Origin of the sequence: Paenibacillus sp. JDR-2 (assembly GCF_000023585.1) — a bacterium.
Taxonomy (GTDB): domain Bacteria; phylum Bacillota; class Bacilli; order Paenibacillales; family Paenibacillaceae; genus Pristimantibacillus.
Window position 1 is genome coordinate 6,237,249 of sequence record NC_012914.1, and the last position, 19,481, is coordinate 6,256,729.

The following is a 19,481-nucleotide window of genomic DNA, read 5'->3' on the forward strand; positions in this document are numbered from 1 at the left end:
CCAGTCCTGTAATATATCCGCTAGATTTCAGGTTAAGGTTGCTGGATTTTAGGGTTGGTCCCGCAAAAGAAAAAGCCACTCCGCAAGAGTGGCTTCCTTAATCTAGTTCATTCCAACCGTCTGCACCGCGGATGCAGACTCCCCCTGCTGCCGAGGCAGCTTGCGGCGTCGGATCCAGCGCGTCCCAACAAGAATGGCGCGGAACAGTTCATCTAGCAGCAGGCCAGCCAATACCCCCATAATGCCCATATCGAGCACTACGCCAAACACATAGGCCCCGCCTGTTGCGAAGATCCACATGCCCAGCATGCTGCTCATGGCCACAAACTTTGCTTCGCCAATCGCCGTTAGGGACTGGATGAAGGAATACGTCCATGTCCGCATCGGCTGCCAAATCATGCACCAGAAGAACAAAGGCAGCAGGATGCCGGTTATCTTTTGGTCCGACGTAAACCAGCCGATTGTTGTATGCCCAAAAGCATACAGCAGCACGGCCAGCGTAAAGGTTGGCACCATGCCGATCATGGCAGCGCGGTACGGAGCCCGGTAGACATCGTCATACTTTCTCCCGCCGTACAGCTGACCGCATTGAATCTGGACGGCCATTCCGATGGAATTGCCGATCAGCCAGGGCAGCTGCTGGATAATATTGAAGTAGGAGAATGCCGCCAGCTGCGCCGCCCCCATCGATGAGACGATTGCCAGCGTGACAATCTGCGAATACCCCCAGGACGCTGCATTTCCCAGGTTCGGCAGGCCAATGCCAACCATCTCCTTGAGCAGCGGACGGTCAAACCCGCGCCAGTCGCTCCGCTCAAACGGGCTTGGGAAAGAGCGAAGCAGGAGCCATACGCCCACCGCGCACGCAAGCAACCGGCTGATGATCGTCGAGATGCCTATCCCCTCTATCCCCATCTGCGGGAAGCCCAACTCGCCAAAGATAAACACATAGTTCAGCAGCACGTGAACCACGTTCATTCCGATTGCGATCATCATCGGCCCGCGCGTATTGCCGGTGTTCCGGATCATCACGGTCAGCATCATATTAAGCTCCGTCAAGAGAGAGCAGCCGCCGATAAAGGCCATATAAGTGGTCGCCTGCGGCACCACTTCGGCAGGCGTCCCCATTAGACGCACGATAGTTCCCGAGCCAAAAGCAAACAGCAGGCTAACCAGGACTCCGCCAATCAGCCCGACTTTAATCGCCATCGCCGCGGCGCGTCTCGCCGTATGGGGATCGCCCGCTCCCCATCTGCGCGCGATTACGATCCCTGCCCCGCCGTTAATAAGCACAAAGATTGTAAGCAGGGAACGCATCACCTGATTGGATACGCCTACCGCAGATACCGCATTATCTCCCAAACGGCTGACCATCAGGGAATCAACGGTGCCCATCAGAAACTGTAAAATCAACTCGATAGCGATAGGCCATGCGAGCGTGTATAAAGAAATGGATCTGTCTGTTTTTACCTGAGCCATCGCTTCCCGTACCTCCCAGTTTTATTTAATCCATTTTGCTCCAACTATCCGATATCCACTGGGGCGTTTATGTGTGATAACATTAACCAATATAGAACGTTCACGGGTTAATGTCTTAATGCTTCTTGTTGTTTATTATTCCGATCTTGCTAATCTGATGGCTGGAGGCAGCACCTATGCGAAGTGATTTATGGGAAAATACCGTTATGACCGATCCGGCTCTGCCGATCAATGTGTTCCATCCGACCTTTGGTATCGGATGCTCCCTGCCTCTCCACTGGCATGAGCATTTCGAGCTGATCTACGTCGAAAGCGGCGAGGTTCTCTACACGATTGGCGGACAGCCGTTCCCTACCAAACCGGGCGACATGCTGTTCGTCAACAGCGGCGAGCTTCATTCGGCAGCCTCGCTTAACCCGAACGAGCCTTTTACGGTATACGCGCTTGTGTTTAATCCATCCATACTAGGCCTGAAGGAACCGCATATTGTTGATCTGGTCGCTCCTTACACGAACGGCATGTCCATGATCGCGAGCCGCATTGAACAGACAGATTCGCTGTACCCGCTGCTGAAGCAGACAACGCTGCGGCTAGCCGGAGAATTCGAGCAGAAGCCCCGCGGCTATGAGCTAGCTGTCCGTTCCTACTGCCAGCTGCTCTTCACCTGGCTGAGCCGGGAATTTACCGTCATGCAGCGCAGCGACACCGAGATGAACGCGTTCCGCGCGAGGACCAACCGGTTCAAGGAGCTGCTCACCCGTCTGGAATCCGACGTGGCCGAGCGCGTAACCGTCGAACAGGCAGCCTCTTTTGTCCATATGAGCCCGTATCATTTCTGCCGCATGTTCAAGAAGATAACCGGCCAGACCTTCGTGCAATACATGAATCTTAACCGCATTAACAGAGCCGAATATTTACTGAAAAACACCGCCATGAGCGTCACGGACATCGCAGCCGAGATCGGCTGCAGCAGCATTAACAGCTTCTCGAAGCTATTTCGACAGCTGCGGGGCGTCTCGCCGCGCGACCTTAGAAAGGGGCAGACAATATGAAAAAAGTAACCGCTTTCCCATTAGCGGGACATTTGCTGTCAACAACGGGAGGCAATCTGGTTATGGCCGAGTGGACGGCAGAGGGCTGCACTGAAGGGGCGGAGCCTATGAAAATCGCTCCGCTGCACATTCATCGCGAGGATGATGAGGCATGGTACGTACTGGAAGGAACTCTTGCCTTCCGGATTGACGACCAGACGGTGGAGGCGAACGCAGGCGACGCCGTTATGGTGCCCCGGGGAGCCGCCCATACGTACTGGAATCCAAAGGCCGAGTCCGCACGTTACCTTCTAATCATGACGGTCCGGATCAGCGAATTGATTGAAGCCATCCACGCCGCCCCGGATCGCAGCCCGGAAGGGCTGCGAAGGCTATTTGAAAAGTATGAAACCGAATTCATAGGATGGTAACGGTTTATAAAGAGACAAGAAAGAGTTGTTTGAGCACGAAAAAGCAGACGGGTTCCCGCCTGCTTTTTCGTGCTGTCCTTATCAATGCTCTTCCGCCAAGCCAATATTCACTGGCCCCCGCGCTTGCCGCATCTAGTTTACGTAACGTTTGAAATGACTCGTTCTGCGAACAAGCCTGCAGTGCGACATATAGAGGCGCGTGCTTTTCTTTTGCGTGTGGCTTTTGTAATCCCTTCTCCTAATACAGACGTAATGCCGCTTCGATAAGGAATACACGCGAAAGCCTCTGCGGATGCACCGCCCGACCCAGCCGGAATCCGAGCCGACCTTTTTGAATTCGGGAAACGGGACGCGCTTCCAGACCGACTTCCGAAAGACCAGCGTGCCGCCCTTGATGCTGCGCGAGTACTTCTTTTCTCCGCCCCTGCGGAAAACCATCAGTGAGCGATAGGCCTCGAAATAAATGTAGGAGGTATGTTTGCCTACGATAGACGCCTTGCCGCTCTTGATGGCACGCGCGGCTTCCCGCAAAAATTTGGGCCCGTAATAATCGTCATCGTCAAACTTGGCGATGATGCCGCCCTCGGCCATATTGATGGCGTAATTCAGGCATTTGCCAAGCTTGTATTTCTGGGGGAGCTGAATAACCCTTACTTCGTTCTCCGGGTATTGGTTTGCCCGCTCCTGATATTGTTCGATATCCATCTTGTCGTCATTCAAGACGATAATCATTTGTTTGTCCTTCCAAACCTGCCGATCGTAATTATCGAATACATTATCGATGAATTGGGATCTCATCGTACACGCGATTACGGTGATCATCTTACTTATCATCTCCATTCGGCGCAGCCAGCAGCTTGGCCTCGCGCCGGTTCCATAATGTATTTTTTTTGATTTTGTACAATTTTCCGTCGATGATTTTCTCATACAAACTTAAGAAGCGATCCGTCATGATTAAATCGGAATAGCGGCTTCTGGCGTAACGTCTGCATTCGCTGGCTTTGGGCAGCCTCTTCTTGCGGTATTTAATCTTCATCGCCATTTCGGATGTCGTTTTGCATAAGAGCTGAGGCATTCCTTTAAGCACCTCGGCAACGCCGCCTTTGTTGAAGCCTAGTACGGGCGTGCCGCTGGCCAGCGATTCAATGAGGACCAGTCCGAAAGGTTCATCCCATGTCGACGTGAACAGGACGCAGCTTGCGTTGGCGAGCAGCTCGCGTTTGCGGTCTCCGCCGACGGGGCCGATATAGCTGATTTTACTGCCGAGATGAGGTTTGATTTTAGCATTGAAATAAGCCTTGTCGTTCAGCGTGCCGGCAATAATGAGCCGCATACCCGTTTTTTTGGCAACTTTAATGGCAAGGTGTACACCTTTTTCCTTAATTAATCTTCCCATGAAGAGCAGATAGTTTTGCTTGTCTTTCGTGTAGGTGTAATCCTCCATGCGGATGCCGTTATGGACGGCATAGCCCTTTCGTTTCCCGTATTTGCGGAGAATGAATTTGCTGACGTATACCCGAAGCTGCACGTCTCCCTTGATCCCTTTGGAATGGGAGTTGCTTATAGTCGGAATAGGCGGATTCGCTTTCGCAACGATGCCGTAATGATCGTGTATGATATCCACGTCGGGCGGAAGGTTTTTAATAATAAAGTCCAGCTGCTTTTTCGGATCATCCGACTCGTATTCGAACGTTTGGGTCGCATTCGAGGTTGATCCTTTCTTGGCAAACAGAAACACTTCATGCCCCCGGTTGACCAACTCTTCCGTTAAATAATGCACGTCGCGCTGCGTGCCCCCGTAATCCTTCGGAGGTACAGGAATCGTATTCGTCGATATTTGAGCAATTCTCAAATGTCTCTCAACTCCTTAGGTCCAATCTTCCCATAGGCATTCCTTGTAGGATATGAATGGACTCCTGCGCAGGGCACGGCGCTTGCACCATTATCAGCCACCTACTTTATACCGCGTACAGTATACGCCCATACCAAGTGTAAGCCTTTTTAATAGAATAGTAGAAGTTGATAGAAAGAGGTGAGAAGCTGTTGAAGGGATTGATTCTCTGTGCGGGGAAAGGAAGCCGTTTATATCCGTTTACCAAAAATCGGCCGAAGACGCTTATACCCGTTACAAATACGCCCCTGTTGCAATTATCAATCATGAAGTTAATGGAGCTTGGAATAGATCGTATCGGCATCGTCATCCATCCATCCCAAGAAGCCGACATTCGCGCGCAATTCGGCGAGGGAGAGGCGTTTGGCATTTCGATTACGTACATTTATCAGCATGCACCGAAAGGAATCGCGAACGCGCTCAAAAATGCGGAATATTATTTATCGGGCGAACCGTTCCTGCTTCTTCTGGGAGATAATCTGATTTCCGCTCCGTTATCCGATCTGAAGTACGATGTCGAGCATGGCGGTGTACAAGCGTCCTTATTGCTTGCGGAAGTTGCGGACCCGCAGGATTACGGCATCGCGGAGATCCAGGATTCGCGAATCATAGGTCTGGAAGAAAAACCGGTACATCCGAAGTCGAATTTAGCGGTTATAGGGGGTTACGCGTTTACGAAGGAGATCTTTGGAGCCGTGAACAAAATTACACCCTCTAAGCGTGGCGAGTACGAAATAACGGATGCGATTCAGTGGTTGATCGAGCAGCGTTACGACGTCGCTTACCGCGTGACCGACCAATTGAACATCGACGTGGGCACGAAGGATCGATGGCTGCTGGCCAATCGAAAACTGCTGGAAGCCGAAGCCCTGCAGAAACGGGTTCACGACTCCGTCCAGATGGAGCGCTGCACAATCGTAGAGCCGGTATCGATTGATAAGGACTGCGTGCTGAAGGATTGCCGGATTGGCCCTTACGTTTCGGTGGGTGCGGGATCCAGACTGGAAAATTGCCAAATCGAGAGCAGCATTATTTTGAATGGAGTTCATATGAAAGATCTCCCGTTCCCTATTAAAAATGTTATTATCGGCGAACATTCCATTGTCGCCGGGGGACTGATGGATAAAGAGGTGAAGGAGCCTTGAAAATTCTGATTATCGGCACGGGCTATGTTGGAGCCACGACCGCAATGGTTTTTGCCGAGATCGGCTGGCAGGTAACCGGACTGGATATCGATGCTGGCAAAATCGAACGGTTAAAGAAGGGACAACTGCATTTTCACGAGCCCGGCCTTGAAGGCCTGATTGCCAAGCATGTGCAAAGCGGCCGTTTGCGGTTTACGACTAATAAAGAAACCGCCATTAAAGAGCACGACGTTATTTTCCTTTGCGTAGGAACGCCATCGCTGCCGGATGGAAGCGCAGACCTGCGCTACGTTGGGCAAGCCGCCGAGGATATCGGGCGTTTGATGAATGGCTATAAACTTATTGTCACTAAAAGCACCGTACCGGTCGGAACGCAAGAGCTGATTAAGAAGTGGATAGAAGCAGCGCAGCAAACGGCCTATCCCTTCGACGTCGCTTCCAATCCCGAATTTCTGAGGGAAGGCAAGGCCGTCGAAGACGCTTTGCGGCCCGACCGCATCGTAATCGGTACCGATAGCCAGCGGGCAACGGAGCAGCTTAAGAAGCTGTATTGGTCTTTTGCCTGCCCTTGGATTTTAACGACGCCAAGAACCGCGGAGCTTATCAAATATGCATCCAATTCGTTTCTCGCAACGAAAATATCGTATATGAACGAGCTTGCGAGACTTTGCGACGAGCTGGAGGTCAACGTAAAGGAGATTGCAGAAGGAATGGGCCTTGATCCCCGGATTGGGCCAAGCTTCCTGCAAGCCGGCCTGGGGTACGGAGGTTCCTGTTTTCCCAAGGATGTCTCGGAACTCGTTACGACTTCGGGAAAGCATCACGTAAATCTTCGTATCTTGGAGGGAGTCATAGAAGTCAATCGCACGCAGCACGCTTATTTACTCGACAAGGCGCGGTCGCGCCTTAGCGGATTTACGGACAAAACGGTTGCGGTACTGGGGCTGGCATTCAAGCCGGATACGGACGATATTCGGGAAGCGCCTGCTTTACGGATCATCGATCAATTGTTACTCGAGCAGGCCAACGTGCAGTTGTATGATCCCATTGCGTCTTTACCGGCTCATGCTTCCTACAAGGCGGTTAAGGCCTGTTCCTCAGCCGAAGAAGCCTTGAGAGGCGCGGATGCGATTATCCTATGCACGGAATGGCCCGAATTCGGACAGCTCGATTGGAAGAAAGCGAAGAAGCTTCTCGGGCAGCCGAACTTCTTTGACGGACGCAATATGACGGACGCTAAACGGCTGCGCGCTCTCGGGTATTATTACAAAGGCATCGGCAGCGGTTATTGATTCGTTTTTTCAGATAAAGAAAGGCTGGCCTCCAAGTCCAATGACTTGAGGCCAGCCTGCTATTTTACGTCCTAAATAATTTCGAGATCGTCAATTCCCGGCATTGGCGGATGAGCCGCATGCGGCTCCAGCTGATACCAGTACGCGACGGATGCGATGTCGTCCTGAAGCGGCAGATAACGCCCATGCGAACGCCAGCCAAGCGCTTGGATCGTTACCCTCAGATCATCCTCGAAGCGGATCGGATCCATCACATGGAACCGGTACATGCCAAAGCGCTGATTCGCCTTGTACAAGCCGTCAGCCTTAATCGCCTGATGCATCCCGAGGAATGGCGTGGAATACGTCACATACTGCCCGTTCATGTCCCAGTTCCAGGCACCGCCGAAGTAATCCTCCGTCCCCGTGCTGCAGATCGTCGGATATTCCTTGTCTCCGTCCATGTAGAACTTAACCTCTCCCTCGCCCCACCAGTTGTTGCTGTTCACCTGCCAGGCGAGATAGGTACCGACGTAATGCCCTTTACCTTTAATGCCGTCAACAATCGTATGGACATCCTTGTACGGGACCGGATTGCTGCGGCGCCACTGAGCGTGGAAATACGCCATATCGTCCGGAACGTCCGTCAGCGTGTAGTTGATCTGATAATACAAGACCGTCGATTCATGCGACAGATTCTGCATGACGATCCGCGCCTTTTTACGGAAAGGCATTTCCCAATAGCTGTTAAAGCCGCCCGCCGGATTAACCGAAATCGGAAGCGAGTTCACAAGCGCGCGTTCGCCCCAGCCGTTGCAGAAGAAATCTCCGACCGGCACGTACACGGAAGGCTCCTCTTCCTCATCCCAATAAATTTTGAAGATTAACGATCTTACAACCTGATGCGAGCAGGTCAGCCAAATATTTTGGATGACGCCCGGCCCGTCGATAACCCCCATCGTAAACTCCTGATGACCCGCGATGCTGACCGAAGGGGATACCTTCCAGCCAACGCCTAGGTCACGGGCGGCTTGAGCTCCCGTCCCGTCCGATGCCATGGCGCCTTTGCCCTTCTCGCCCGTAAAGTTTTCCGGGGAAATCGATCTCGATACCGCATTCGAAATTCTCGCCAAATTGCCAAGTCCCATACCTAATCCGTTAAAAGCGTTCATGTAATTGAGTAGCCTCCCAGGATATAAATTGCAGGTGGTCTTGCCCGCTTACGCCCTTACGCGTTTACGGCTTCCGTGACGTCGATTGCCTTGATCGTTACCTTGGAGGCTTGGAGTCCCTCCGCCGCTGCCGTGACAACAATGTCCCCGGCTTCGGTTGTTGCTCTTACATAAGCGAGAAGCTTGCCGCGATGGGCTTTGCGAACCCGCGAGCTGAACGGCTCCAGATCCTGAATATCGCCATTTTCCATCCCGATAATTTCACCCGGACCTTCTATCGTCAGAGCAATCGGATGCTCGGCTAGATATACGGGACGACCCTCGCCATCCGTAATCTGAATCTCGATATGCGCAAGATCCAGTCCGTCGGCCTGAAGCCCGGCAGTGTCCGCATGCAGCTGCAGCGAAGCAGCCTCGGTTACCGTGTTTAGGACGCAGGAATACGACTCGCCATCTTTTCCTTTCGCCACCGCTTCCAAGGTTCCTTCTGCATAAGCCGTCTCCCAAGTCAGGTACAGCTCCGGCGCATCCGCCAGCTTCTTCACGCCAAGCGACCGGCCGTTCAGGAGCAGCTCCACCTCTTCGCAGTTCGTATGGCAGCTCACTTTTAGCTGGTCTCCCGCTTCCCAATTCCAATGCGGTACGCCGCCGGTCCATCTTCTCGAGCCCTTCTCGGAATCCTCCGCCTTGATTGCGGCAAGGAAAACAACCGGCTTGTCGCTCCATAAGCTTTGGCGGTAATAATAGCTTGTTTTCTTGAAGCCCGCCGTGTCCATGAATCCGGCTCCGGCTACGCGCACCGGCCAGCCTTTGGCCTCGCCCAAATAATCGATGCCGGTCCAGATGAACTGCCCGCTGATCGCATCGTTATCCCGAACCGCCAGCCAAGCCTGCAGGCTTGAGCCGTTTTCGCTGCCGTAGGTTACCCGGTCCGGGAATTTCCGGAGATCCTCCTCGTACAGATGCTCCTTGTAGTTGTAGCCGACAATGTCGAGCGCTTCCGCGTAACCGGTCAGGTTGGACAGCTCCGGGAAAGCAAGCGCAGCCGTTACCGGCCTTGTCGCATCGCATTCCTTGACCGCTTTCGCAAGCTTTCTGGCGATAACCGCAAGACGCTCCGCATTGGGCTTATTCGGATCGTATTGACGCTCCGCCGCCGGTTTGTTGGCATCGTTGTTACCGGTCATCGTTTCGAAATAAGGATGGCAATACGGGTCATTCGGATAGTCCACTTCATTGCCGATACTCCACATAATGATCGACGGATGGTTGCGGTCGCGAAGCACCATTTCCTTCAAGTCGATCTCTCCCCATTGCGGGAAATCCTCGTAATAGCCGAAATGCTTCGGCGGATACACGTTATGACCCGTCGACCATTTGTTCTTCACGCCTTCCCATTCGTCAAACGCCTCGTCAATAACGAGGAAGCCCATTTGATCGCATAGATCCAGCAGATTGGAGGCCGGCGGATTATGGCTCATCCGGATCGCGTTGCAGCCCAATTCCTTCAGCGTTTCAAGCCTCCGGACCCAGACTTTGGCCGGAACGGCAGCGCCTAGAGCGCCTGCGTCGTGATGCACGCATACGCCTTTCATTTTCATATTCACGCCATTAAGGAAGAAGCCGTTCGCCGCATCGAATTCGAACCAGCGGATACCGGCCGGCGTCTCGACATGATCAACAAGCTCGCCATCCCGCAGGATCTCCGTTCTTACCGTATAAAGATAAGGACTGTCCGGCGACCAAAGCTTTGGATTTGCAACAATCAGCGTTTGCTCCGTTTCTTTCGAGGAGTCGCCCGGCACGGACATGCTGCTATGCACCGTCTGCACCACTTGCCCCGCTTGATCCAGAAGAGTGTTCTTTATTTCTACCAGCTCTTCCTTGGCTGAACCGTTCGCCACTTTCACATTAACCGCTACCTCGGCCTGCTCTTGCGATACGACGGGCGTTGTCACAAACACGCCGTACGTATCGATATGAACCTGATCGGTAACCGTCACGTATACATCCCTGTAAATGCCCGATCCGGTAAACCATCTGGAATCCGCGATATCCTTATGGTCAACCTTTACCGAAATGATCGTTTCCTGATCTCCAAACGAGACGAAATCCGTTATATCATAAGTAAAAGAGCTATAACCGTACGGCCGTTTTCCGATATAATAACTGTTGCACCATACTTGCGAATTGTTGTAAACGCCTTCAAAAGTGATGTAAACGCGCTTGCCTTGAAGATTCGAAGGGAGAGTTACCGCTTTTCTGTACCAGCCGATCCCGCCCGGCAGATAGCCTGTTCCGCTGGAATGCTCCTCCGAGAACGGCTCTTCCACCGACCAGTCGTGAGGAAGAGTAACCTGACGCCAATCGGAATCGTCTAAACCTTTATACCAGGCACGAGGCTCATCGCCTCTGTGAAATTTCCAATTCAAATTAATATTGTTAATGATACGTACCTTATTCATCTGCTTTCCCCTTTCGCATACCCTTAATTGCGATTCACCTAGATTATAGAGCTATAATAGGGAATATAGAATGAATCAAATTGCTGTAAACATACACAAAATTGTTGTTCCGGGAGTGACGCTTGTGATCAGTATATCCGGTGATGCCCACAGCTGGCAGGAGCGCGGAATTGAAGATAAAGAGCAATTTCTGGCCGTTAATTGGTGCGGCTACCAAAGGCTCCAGACAAGAAGCCTGTCACGCAATCGCGAGCATGGGCGGGTAGATTTTCAACTGATCTATATAACGGGCGGCAAAGGGCGCTTTCGATTCCATAACGAGACGATCGAGGTTCCAAGCGGCAGTCTGGTCGTCTACACGCCGGGGCAGCCGCAGCATTACAGCTATCAAGCCGAGGATGGCACGGAGGTCTATTGGATTCATTTTACCGGGTACAGCGCTTACGATTACCTGCAGCAATTCGGCCTGCTGACGCAGCCCGTTCATACAGTAGGGATAATAGACGACGTAACCGCCTTGTTCAAAAAAATTATCCAGGAGCTGAACAGCCACCGTCCGCTGGGCAGTCATATGGTTAACGCTTATTTGCTCGAGATGCTTACGCTGCTTGGCAGAAGGCTGCAAACGGCGGAAGAACCGGGAGCGCAGGGACGGCATCCCGATATTAATCAGATGATTGCTTTTATCCATGAAAAATACAGTGAAAGCCTCAGCATCTCCGACCTGGCAGGCGAATGCTCCTTGAGCGTATTCCGCTTTATTCACAAGTTCAAGGAAGTGACCGGCATGACGCCAATGAAATATATTACCGAGATTCGGATAAACGAAGCAAAAAAGCTGCTGTCCGAGTCCTCGCTTCATGTGAAGGAGGTCGCAGCGGTTGTAGGCTATGATAACCCGCTGTACTTCAGCCGGATATTCCGCAGCACCGTAGGCATTCCGCCAAGCGAATACAAGAAGCAATTCCAATGAGGGAATCGGCATGAAAAAGCCCTGCTCCGGGAACAGGAACAGGGCGGACATTATTCTATGGCCGAGCGCGAGATGATGATCTCGTACGGATAGCCGGGAATTACGGATCTCCGTTCTTGCGATCCCGCTATCGTGATGATAAACGGAGCAACCTCCGCTTGAGTCTGCGTCGGAAACCAGGACCGATCCAGCGAGGCTACGATAAACAGGCCATGCTCATCTCCAACGGGTTGGAAATCCGTGCCGTTGCCGCGCCACGGATCAAGGCCCAGCTCCTCCCGGCAATACCGAACAACCTCCGGCACGTCTTCTACCGGCATGCCCAGCTCGCTGATACCTAGTACATCCTGAATGGAGAACGTTCCCTCCGCTTGGCTGGCAAGGTTATGCCGTGCGATAAATTCAACGATATTGCCCGCGGCATCGTAGAAATAACAGGCATGAGCGTTCCAATCTTCAAAGCGGAAAATCTCCTCCTGCCCGTCGCTAAGCGTCCGGGTTCGTTCACGCACAAAGCGAACCGCCGATTCCAGCTTATTCTCTTCAATATTAAAGGCAAAATGATAGACCTTGCTTTCATTAGCCTGCTTAAAGGTTAATCGCGTGTGCCCGGCCATTACGGTGAAGGAGTCATCTGCTTCCTCTATTAATGGCATGCCCAGCAACCCGGTATAAAAGCTCTTTTGCTCCGGTAATTTCTGCGTATATAGCTCTAACCGTTGGATGATCATTCGACTCTCTCCTTCCATACTCATCACAAGTTGGTCTTCTGTCAATTAAGTAGACACTTATTTATGAAACTTGGAGCTGCTGGTAGACTGTATGAAATGCAGTATAATGCGGCCAAAATGAGCCAAAGCCGCTGATCCGTTGTATTTTTTACAGTATATTTCCCCTTATTGGGCACTTTCTATCGGTTTGGTGGCATATATCCTGCATAATGTACAACATATCTCTACTTCATTAGCTAATGGTGTTCCCTATGTTGTATTTCATACAACGTAGGGAACACCACGGGGCGATAAGTCTTCCCTTCCTACTCCCGTTCGTATTTCACCAGGTTAAATCCTTCAAATTTCAGCGTTAGCCCGCCGTCAAGATCCCCAAGCTGCTCCACGGGAATAAAGGCGCTGTTTCTGCCGTTCCCGTCATTAATCGGAAGCTTGATGCCGTTATCGGCATAATAGTCCGGCATAAACAAAACGGTGCTGAAGGAATGATCGTCATTAAAGATAGCATCGGTCACAAAGCTGCCTTTGCTGTACAGATAAGTAGGGTCAAACTTTAACTCGATATAAATATTATCCGAATTCTGGGGCGGGTTGTACCACGCAACCGTCTCCAAGTAGATCTTCGTATGATTGCGGTTATAGATAAGCTTGTGCAGCCGGAACACCTCGCCTTGCTTCTTCGGCATATAGGCCGGATCAATCCGGAAATCCAGCTTCACCGACTGCTGCTGCCCCGTAATCCGGTAGCCGTTCCGCGCAAATATATGATCCTCGATGGCAGCCTGGGAATATCTCTCCTGAAGCATCGCGTGTACCGTTAGCAGCAATGGCGTCAGCATAAAAGCGATCAGCAAGGCTGCAAGGCTTTTGACGGTAAAGATCCGTTCAAGCGAATAACCGCGTATGCGAATGTTCACCTTCCTCATAACCTCCTTCGGCTCTTATTCTCTTCCTTCTATTGTACTCGAGCATTGGCCTCTAAATATGCATGCTAGTAAAATTTAACCTTTCTTATAGAACAAGGTGAAACGGCTTCGCCGTCCTTAGGCAAAAAAATCCTGAAAGGACTTTCGTCCCTTCAGGATTTTGATCATTTATTTTACCGCGCGGAAGCGGAATACCTTGCTCGAATAATCGCCATGGAACAGAGGTGCCTGAATGCCGGCATGCATCAGCTCGTCGCCGCCAAATGCGCCTTCTTCTCCGTCGAGTACATAGTCGAAGTTCGGATCAAGCCCTTTCAGGCGGAGGCGGTCCAGCTTCTGATTAGCCTCTTGAAGAACGGACACGTAAACGACAAACGCTTCGCTCTTGTCTTTGGAGACAAACATCCAAGCCGTTTCATTGCCCTCAAACGGGCTAAGCAGACGGTAGAAGTCGCCGAATTGCACCAAAGGACGAACCTCTTTGTACAGGGCAACCTGCTTCTTCACGGCTTCTTTTTCTTCTTCCGTAAACACGGTGAGGTCCAGCTCATAGCCGAAGTTGCCCGACAAAGCTACGTTGCCGCGAGTTTCAAGGGAGGCTTTACGGCCAACCTGATGGTTCGGAATCGCCGATACATGGGCGCCCATCGTGCTGATCGGATAAACGATGCTTGTGCCGTACTGGATTTTCAGACGGGATACCGCATCGGTGTTATCGCTGGTCCAGGTTTGCGGCATGTAGTACAGCATGCCCGGATCGAAACGTCCGCCGCCGCCCGAGCAGCTCTCGAACAGAATATGAGGGAACGATGTCGTAATCGTCTCGAGCACTTCATACAGTCCCAGCATGTAGCGGTGAGCCGTCTCGCGCTGGCGGTCAGCCGGCAGGAGAGCGGAACCGATCTCCGTCATGTTGCGGTTCATGTCCCATTTCACGTAAGTGATTGGCGCGCTCGACAGGATATCCGATACGGTCTTCACGATGTAGTCTCTAACATCCTGACGGGAGAAGTCCAGAATGAGTTGATTGCGGCCTTGCGATCTGCGGCGGCCTTCCACATGGAGGCACCAGTCCGGATGCGCCTTGTACAGCTCGCTCTCCGGCGAGATCATCTCCGGCTCAAACCACAGGCCAAACTGCATATCCAGGCGTTTTACCCGCGCAACCAGATCCTCGAGTCCGTTCGGCAGCTTGTTACGGTCAACAAACCAGTCGCCAAGCGATGTTGTGTCCGCGTTCCGTTTGCCGAACCAGCCGTCGTCGAGAACAAACATTTCGATGCCAAGCTCTTTGCCCGCTGTAGCGATCGCTCCGATTTTGTCCGCGTTGAAGTTGAAGTACGTCGCTTCCCAGTTGTTGACGAGAATTGGACGGGTCTTGTCGCGGAACTCCCCGCGAACCAGTCTTGTGCGATAAAGCTCGTGGTAAATGCGGGACATGCCGCCAAGTCCGTCAGGCGAGAACACCATAACCGCTTCCGGCGTTTGGAACTGCGCTCCGGCTTCCAGCTTCCAGTTGAAGTCGAATGGATTAATGCCGATAAACAAACGAGACGAATGGTATTGATCGACTTCAACACCCGCAATAAAGCTGCCGCTGTACACAAGGTTAACGCCGTAAACATCGCCATGATCCTCGGTTGCGCCTTCGCTGAGCAAGGCGAGGAACGGATTTTGCATATGGCTGGAGGAACCGCGGCGGCTCTCGACGGATTGCATGCCTGGCTCAAGCTTCCGCTTGTGCACGTAACGCTCGCGCGCCCATGCGCCGGACAATTGCAGCATTTCGAAACGGTCATGGACAAAATCAACGCTCATGCTAAGCGCGCGCTGCAGATCCAGCGTCATCTCGCCGCTATTAACGAATTTCACGGAACGCGTAATCGCGTCAAGATCCTCGAATACGGTATAGGACAATACCGCCGTAAGACCGGTCAGGTCATCCTTCAGAGTCAGCTCAAGCGTCTGTGCTTCCGAGTCCGACTCGACATAAACAGCCGGCAGGCCTTCGAGCTTCTTCTTCCCGCTGTAGATTTCATGGGATTGATAAGTCAATTCCAGAATCGTCGAGCCGTTAGGCAGCTTCACTTGGTAGGCCGGCGAACGGAAATCGGTTGCTCCATAGGAAGGATATTCCTGCGGCAAAGCATCGAGCGACAGATCCAGCTGGTTTTGGTCCGGATTCGGGCTGAACGAAGCTCTTTCTTTGATTTGGAGAAGACGGTTAAGCTGCAGGCCTCTTACCTTCTTGCCCCAATAAATGTGAGCGGGATAACCCTGCTTCAAAATTTGAAACGCGTAGCTTGTGTTCTTGGATTGCAGATGAAATACGCGGGATTCCTGATCGAAAATAATAGCCATTGTTGTGTTCCTCCTCATATTCTCATAATGTAATAAAAAATTACCGGCTCGTTCCGCTGCTCTCCCTAACGATCAGCTTTGTGTTAATCGTAATATGCGAGGTGATGTCTCTTCCCTCTACTCGTTCAAGCAGCAGCTGCACGGCCGTCCGGCCCATCAGTTCAGTGTGGACGCGCACGGTTGTAAGCGGCGGCGTAAGGAAGGCCGATACCTCAATATCGTCGAAGCCGATGACCGCCATATCCTCCGGAACGCGAAGACCGCGTTCATGAAGGGCGCGAAGCACGCCAACCGCCATCGGATCGCTGGCAACAAAGCAGGCCGTAGGCCGGTGCCCGTCGTCCAGCATCCGAAGCATGGCTTCATATCCGCCATTCGACGACCAATCCGCCAAATACATCAGCTCCGGGTTGTAATTGCCCTTTTTCTGCTGCAGCTCGGCAAATATGGTCGTCCGCTGATCCTCGTGTTTTCCGTCTTCCCGGTGCACCACCGGATTGGAGCTTCCTCCGATAAAGCCAATCTCCGTATGCCCCAGCTCGTACAAATGACGAAGCACTTCCTTCATCGCCTGACCAAAGTTAAGCTGGACGGAATCGCAATCATCCGGCGTCTGGTCGTGATTGACGAAGATCACTCTGTCCTTGCGCGGATACAGCCGGTATACCTCCTGATCATCAACGGAGCCAACTACAATAAGCCCGTCCAGCTCCGAAAGCGGCGTTGCTTCGGACTTCAGAACACCGCGTATAACTTTATCGATTCCGATGCCAAGCTCTTCGCAGCGTGTTTCAATGCCGCGCCGGATGGCACCAAAGTACGGATCGCTATGCTCATCTTCAAGCGTTGACCACATGACGAGACCAACCTTTATCGTGGAGAGCAGCTGATCCTGTTTCATTCGCTTGAGGCGCGCCGGCTTATATTGCAGCTGTTCGGCAATACTAAAGATGCGGCTGCGCGTCTCTTCACTGACACTCAGCGACAAATCGTTATTCAGCACCCGCGATACCGTCGCAGGCGAGACGCCCGCTTCGCTAGCAATTTGTTTAATCGTAGCCATAAATGCCTCATTTATAAATATTTAGTTAATAAATTTACTAAACTACAATTAATATTGTAGCAAATAGCCTCTGAACAAACAAGAGCGAAGCTTGCGGGATGCCCAAGCGGCAATCGCAGACTTCGCTCTATTTTTGCTTGGGACTAATATTGCCCCCGCTCTTTATACTGCTCGGAAAGGGCCAGGGCGCTATCGTAATCGGTCGCGGGAGCCAGGATTTGGAGGTCTTTGCCTTGGCCTGACGCTGCCCCCACTGGTTCGAAAAGGAGCAGCTTCAAGCTTTCAAACTCGCCTGTTTTCCAGATTGAACTGAACTGTAAAATTCCCTGTAAAGCTTTGATTTCGGAACAGCTTCCGGTGAAGCTTCCCTTCGTGATCGTTGTTTTATCAACCGTGGAAGGATCTCTAGGACGGAACTCCACAGCAGGATAAGTACGATTTATCTTCTTCGGGAAGTCATATTTCCATACGAGTAATCCAGCAAGAGCGAATCCAATAAATAGTGCAATACCGGTTTTATATTGGATTCACTACAGTAAAAAGAGTCTAGAATGAACTGGCCCCTTAGCTACGTTGGATTGGCTCCAGTAAAATCACGGTAGTTAAGCGAAAAGTACTGAAAACGAGCCTATTTTCCTGCATAGATTCCAACGTAGCAGTATTCCTGAGCGAAATCGGCATCTTTTACTGCATGAACTCCAACGTAACCCGCACTGCGCTAGCACCAATACTGAACCGGACTAATGCTCCACTAAACGCCCTTCCTCCAGATACAAAACACGGTCGCATAACGGAAGAACCCGTTCATCGTGGGTAACCATAATAGCGGCCTTGCCCTGCTCCTTAGCCTCGCCCGCAATCATGCGCACAACATCCATCCCGCGGCTTGCGTCGAGGCTGGCCGTTGGTTCGTCCGCAAGCAACACGGCTGGATCATTCATCAGCGCTCTGGCGATTGCAACGCGCTGGCGTTCTCCCCCGGACAGCTTCTCCGGATAGGCGCTGCGGCGATGGGTCAAGCCTAGCTTCTGAAGCAGCTCCCTCGCCCTGACCGTTGCCTTCGATTTGTCCATGCCTCCCTGCTTCGCCACGAACAACAGCTGCTCTTCCACTTTCAAATACGGGATCAGATTGGCGCTTTGAAAAATAAACCCAAGCTTATGAAGCCTCATGTCCGACAGCTCCTGATGAGCTTTGCCGATGACCGATTGTCCGTCAACGAGTACCTCGCCGCTTGTTGGCTCGAGAAGCGCTCCCGCAATGGAAAGGAACGTGCTTTTCCCGGAGCCTGACGGCCCCATTACGGCAACAAGCTCGCCTTCCGCAACGTTTAAATTCAGATTATCCAGGACTAAACGCTGCGTGCCGCCATCCTCGAACGAATGCGTAATATTTTGCAAAACGATCCGTTGTCTCATGCTGCCGTCCTCCCTATCGCATCCAAGGCGTTTATTCTGCTCACTTTCCATACGGATAGCAAGGAGCCTGCCAGCGACATGGCCATAAAAGCGCCGCTTGTAAGAGCAAGCGTAGAGGCGGGAAGCTGAAACGGCATGCCGCTAGGCAATACCGATTCCAACGCTTGAACCAGAAGCACGCTGATGGTCAAGCTTCCCAGGCATAAGAGCAGCACTTGCAAAGCCACGCTTCCGGCAAGGTAAGAGGCGCGTGTACCGATAGCCTTCAGGATACCGAATTGGCTGCTCTTCTGAATCGTAATGACATAAAAAAATACCGCCAGGACAAACGCCGAAATGACAAACAGGAACACAATCATCATCATTAGCGAACCCTGCTCTTCCTTATAGCCGGGTATTGCCGAGACAGCCTCCGATTTCGTCACGACCTCGTTATCCGGCAAGGCTTCGGCAAGGCGCTCGGCCTGCTGCTTGCTGGCCTTAACCGCAATGGCGCTGTAGGTTGTGTCGGTTGGCATCCCGCTCCTAGCCGCCGCCACCTGCTGAAGCTGCTGCCAGTCATGCTCGCTTAGAAATACGGCGGGGGAATGACTGAACGATTCCCGGCTAACAAAGCCGCCAACCGTCCATTTCATGCCGGAAGCCTGATCAACAAGCGTTGAACCGATGCGAACTCCCGAATCCTTTAACTTGCTGTCGACAAGCACGGAACCGACACCGGCCTCTGTAAGTGCACTCCCCTCAACTACTGGCGGCGTAAGCCAGCCTTCAGGCTCCACGGCAAGCAATGTCACATCAAGCTTATTCCCTTCCAGGGTTACGGTAGTCATCCGGACGCCAAGCGGCTGCGCGTTTTTCTCGCCGGCGATCGACTTGGCCCGTTCCAGAGCCTCCACTCCAACCTGAGAGCGGGTAAACCGATGATTGGAATCCTTCTCCATTACAAAATGCGTAGCGTCCATATTTTCTATCGATGCCGCGTTGTCGTAAGCGAGTCCCCGCGCAAGTCCCGTAACGAACAGGACCAGAAAAGAGACCAGCAGCATAATCGTTGCGATAAGCGTATAGCGGACTTTAGCAAACCTCATTTCCCGTATAGCCAAATACATGTTGCTTCCCTCCCT

At 52.1% G+C, this 19,481-nt stretch carries 16 protein-coding genes; 5 read left to right on the forward strand and 11 right to left on the reverse strand.

The window, feature by feature from the left end; genetic code table 11:
• Positions 1-102 precede the first annotated feature (102 nt).
• Positions 103-1,479 (reverse strand): MATE family efflux transporter, encoded by a 1,377-nt coding sequence (locus PJDR2_RS27330; RefSeq protein ID WP_015846990.1) that lies wholly within the window; start codon positions 1,477-1,479, stop codon positions 103-105.
• Positions 1,480-1,655: 176 nt separating this feature from the next.
• Between PJDR2_RS27330 and PJDR2_RS27335 the strand changes: the two genes are divergently transcribed.
• Positions 1,656-2,531 (forward strand): AraC family transcriptional regulator, encoded by an 876-nt coding sequence (locus PJDR2_RS27335; RefSeq protein WP_015846991.1) that lies wholly within the window; start codon positions 1,656-1,658, stop codon positions 2,529-2,531.
• Positions 2,528-2,941 carry a cupin domain-containing protein gene (locus tag PJDR2_RS27340; RefSeq protein ID WP_127492778.1) on the forward strand — a complete coding sequence of 138 codons (414 nt, stop codon included), beginning with the start codon at positions 2,528-2,530 and terminating at the stop codon, positions 2,939-2,941. Before PJDR2_RS27335 ends, PJDR2_RS27340 begins: the two co-directional genes overlap by 4 nt.
• 132 nt (positions 2,942-3,073) lie before the next feature.
• Here PJDR2_RS27340 and PJDR2_RS27345 read toward each other — a convergent pair whose 3' ends face one another.
• Positions 3,074-3,763 (reverse strand): glycosyltransferase family 2 protein, encoded by a 690-nt coding sequence (locus PJDR2_RS27345; RefSeq protein WP_015846993.1) that lies wholly within the window; start codon positions 3,761-3,763, stop codon positions 3,074-3,076.
• A 1-nt stretch (position 3,764) separates the two neighbouring features.
• Positions 3,765-4,793: a glycosyltransferase family 4 protein gene (locus PJDR2_RS27350; protein WP_015846994.1), complete on the reverse strand. Its 1,029-nt coding sequence runs from the start codon at positions 4,791-4,793 to the stop codon at positions 3,765-3,767.
• Between the two features lie 191 nt (positions 4,794-4,984).
• On the opposite strand from PJDR2_RS27350, the gene PJDR2_RS27355 reads away from it, so the two are divergent.
• Entirely contained in the window at positions 4,985-5,977 is a 993-nt protein-coding gene (locus tag PJDR2_RS27355) for a sugar phosphate nucleotidyltransferase (protein WP_015846995.1), read from the forward strand.
• Complete coding sequence (locus PJDR2_RS27360) at positions 5,974-7,269, forward strand: UDP-glucose dehydrogenase family protein (protein WP_015846996.1); 1,296 nt, start codon at positions 5,974-5,976, stop codon at positions 7,267-7,269. The genes PJDR2_RS27355 and PJDR2_RS27360 overlap by 4 nt, the downstream gene beginning before the upstream one ends.
• Before the next feature lie 71 nt (positions 7,270-7,340).
• Here PJDR2_RS27360 and PJDR2_RS27365 read toward each other — a convergent pair whose 3' ends face one another.
• Positions 7,341-8,420, reverse strand: coding sequence for a glycoside hydrolase family 172 protein (locus PJDR2_RS27365; protein ID WP_015846997.1), 1,080 nt, complete (start codon positions 8,418-8,420; stop codon positions 7,341-7,343).
• Between the two features lie 56 nt (positions 8,421-8,476).
• Entirely contained in the window at positions 8,477-10,885 is a 2,409-nt protein-coding gene (locus PJDR2_RS27370) for a glycoside hydrolase family 2 TIM barrel-domain containing protein (protein WP_015846998.1), read from the reverse strand.
• Between the two features lie 70 nt (positions 10,886-10,955).
• On the opposite strand from PJDR2_RS27370, the gene PJDR2_RS27375 reads away from it, so the two are divergent.
• Positions 10,956-11,858, forward strand: a complete 903-nt coding sequence (locus PJDR2_RS27375; RefSeq protein WP_015846999.1) for a helix-turn-helix domain-containing protein — start codon at positions 10,956-10,958, stop codon at positions 11,856-11,858.
• Positions 11,859-11,908: 50 nt separating this feature from the next.
• On the opposite strand, the gene PJDR2_RS27380 is transcribed toward PJDR2_RS27375, so the two are convergent.
• From PJDR2_RS27380 to PJDR2_RS27410, 6 genes are all read right to left on the reverse strand, one after another.
• Entirely contained in the window at positions 11,909-12,589 is a 681-nt protein-coding gene (locus tag PJDR2_RS27380; protein WP_015847000.1) for a VOC family protein, read from the reverse strand.
• Positions 12,590-12,894: 305 nt separating this feature from the next.
• On the reverse strand, positions 12,895-13,506 hold the full coding sequence (locus PJDR2_RS27385; RefSeq protein ID WP_015847001.1) for a hypothetical protein: 612 nt from the start codon (positions 13,504-13,506) through the stop codon (positions 12,895-12,897).
• A 177-nt stretch (positions 13,507-13,683) separates the two neighbouring features.
• Positions 13,684-15,876, reverse strand: a complete 2,193-nt coding sequence (locus PJDR2_RS27390; protein WP_015847002.1) for an alpha-galactosidase — start codon at positions 15,874-15,876, stop codon at positions 13,684-13,686.
• 40 nt (positions 15,877-15,916) lie between these two features.
• Positions 15,917-16,939, reverse strand: coding sequence for a LacI family DNA-binding transcriptional regulator (locus PJDR2_RS27395; RefSeq protein WP_015847003.1), 1,023 nt, complete (start codon positions 16,937-16,939; stop codon positions 15,917-15,919).
• Positions 16,940-17,679: 740 nt separating this feature from the next.
• On the reverse strand, positions 17,680-18,357 hold the full coding sequence (locus tag PJDR2_RS27405; protein ID WP_015847004.1) for an ABC transporter ATP-binding protein: 678 nt from the start codon (positions 18,355-18,357) through the stop codon (positions 17,680-17,682).
• The gene (locus PJDR2_RS27410) at positions 18,354-19,466 is read right to left on the reverse strand and encodes an ABC transporter permease (protein WP_015847005.1); all 1,113 of its coding nucleotides are present in this window, start codon (positions 19,464-19,466) and stop codon (positions 18,354-18,356) included. The genes PJDR2_RS27405 and PJDR2_RS27410 overlap by 4 nt, the downstream gene beginning before the upstream one ends.
• Positions 19,467-19,481: the final 15 nt, after the last annotated feature.

What these genes read in the sequence shown, in the direction of transcription:
- PJDR2_RS27340 (WP_127492778.1), top strand. Translation starts at nt 2,528, where the DNA reads ATGAAAAAAGTAACCGCTTTCCCATTAGCGGGACATTTGCTGTCAACA.
- PJDR2_RS27365 (WP_015846997.1), bottom strand. Translation starts at nt 8,420, where the DNA reads ATGAACGCTTTTAACGGATTAGGTATGGGACTTGGCAATTTGGCGAGA.
- PJDR2_RS27345 (WP_015846993.1), bottom strand. Translation starts at nt 3,763, where the DNA reads ATGATCACCGTAATCGCGTGTACGATGAGATCCCAATTCATCGATAAT.
- PJDR2_RS27375 (WP_015846999.1), top strand. Translation starts at nt 10,956, where the DNA reads ATGAATCAAATTGCTGTAAACATACACAAAATTGTTGTTCCGGGAGTG.
- PJDR2_RS27370 (WP_015846998.1), bottom strand. Translation starts at nt 10,885, where the DNA reads ATGAATAAGGTACGTATCATTAACAATATTAATTTGAATTGGAAATTT.
- PJDR2_RS27380 (WP_015847000.1), bottom strand. Translation starts at nt 12,589, where the DNA reads ATGATCATCCAACGGTTAGAGCTATATACGCAGAAATTACCGGAGCAA.
- PJDR2_RS27405 (WP_015847004.1), bottom strand. Translation starts at nt 18,357, where the DNA reads ATGAGACAACGGATCGTTTTGCAAAATATTACGCATTCGTTCGAGGAT.
- PJDR2_RS27390 (WP_015847002.1), bottom strand. Translation starts at nt 15,876, where the DNA reads ATGGCTATTATTTTCGATCAGGAATCCCGCGTATTTCATCTGCAATCC.
- PJDR2_RS27410 (WP_015847005.1), bottom strand. Translation starts at nt 19,466, where the DNA reads ATGTATTTGGCTATACGGGAAATGAGGTTTGCTAAAGTCCGCTATACG.
- PJDR2_RS27330 (WP_015846990.1), bottom strand. Translation starts at nt 1,479, where the DNA reads ATGGCTCAGGTAAAAACAGACAGATCCATTTCTTTATACACGCTCGCA.
- PJDR2_RS27335 (WP_015846991.1), top strand. Translation starts at nt 1,656, where the DNA reads ATGCGAAGTGATTTATGGGAAAATACCGTTATGACCGATCCGGCTCTG.
- PJDR2_RS27395 (WP_015847003.1), bottom strand. Translation starts at nt 16,939, where the DNA reads ATGGCTACGATTAAACAAATTGCTAGCGAAGCGGGCGTCTCGCCTGCG.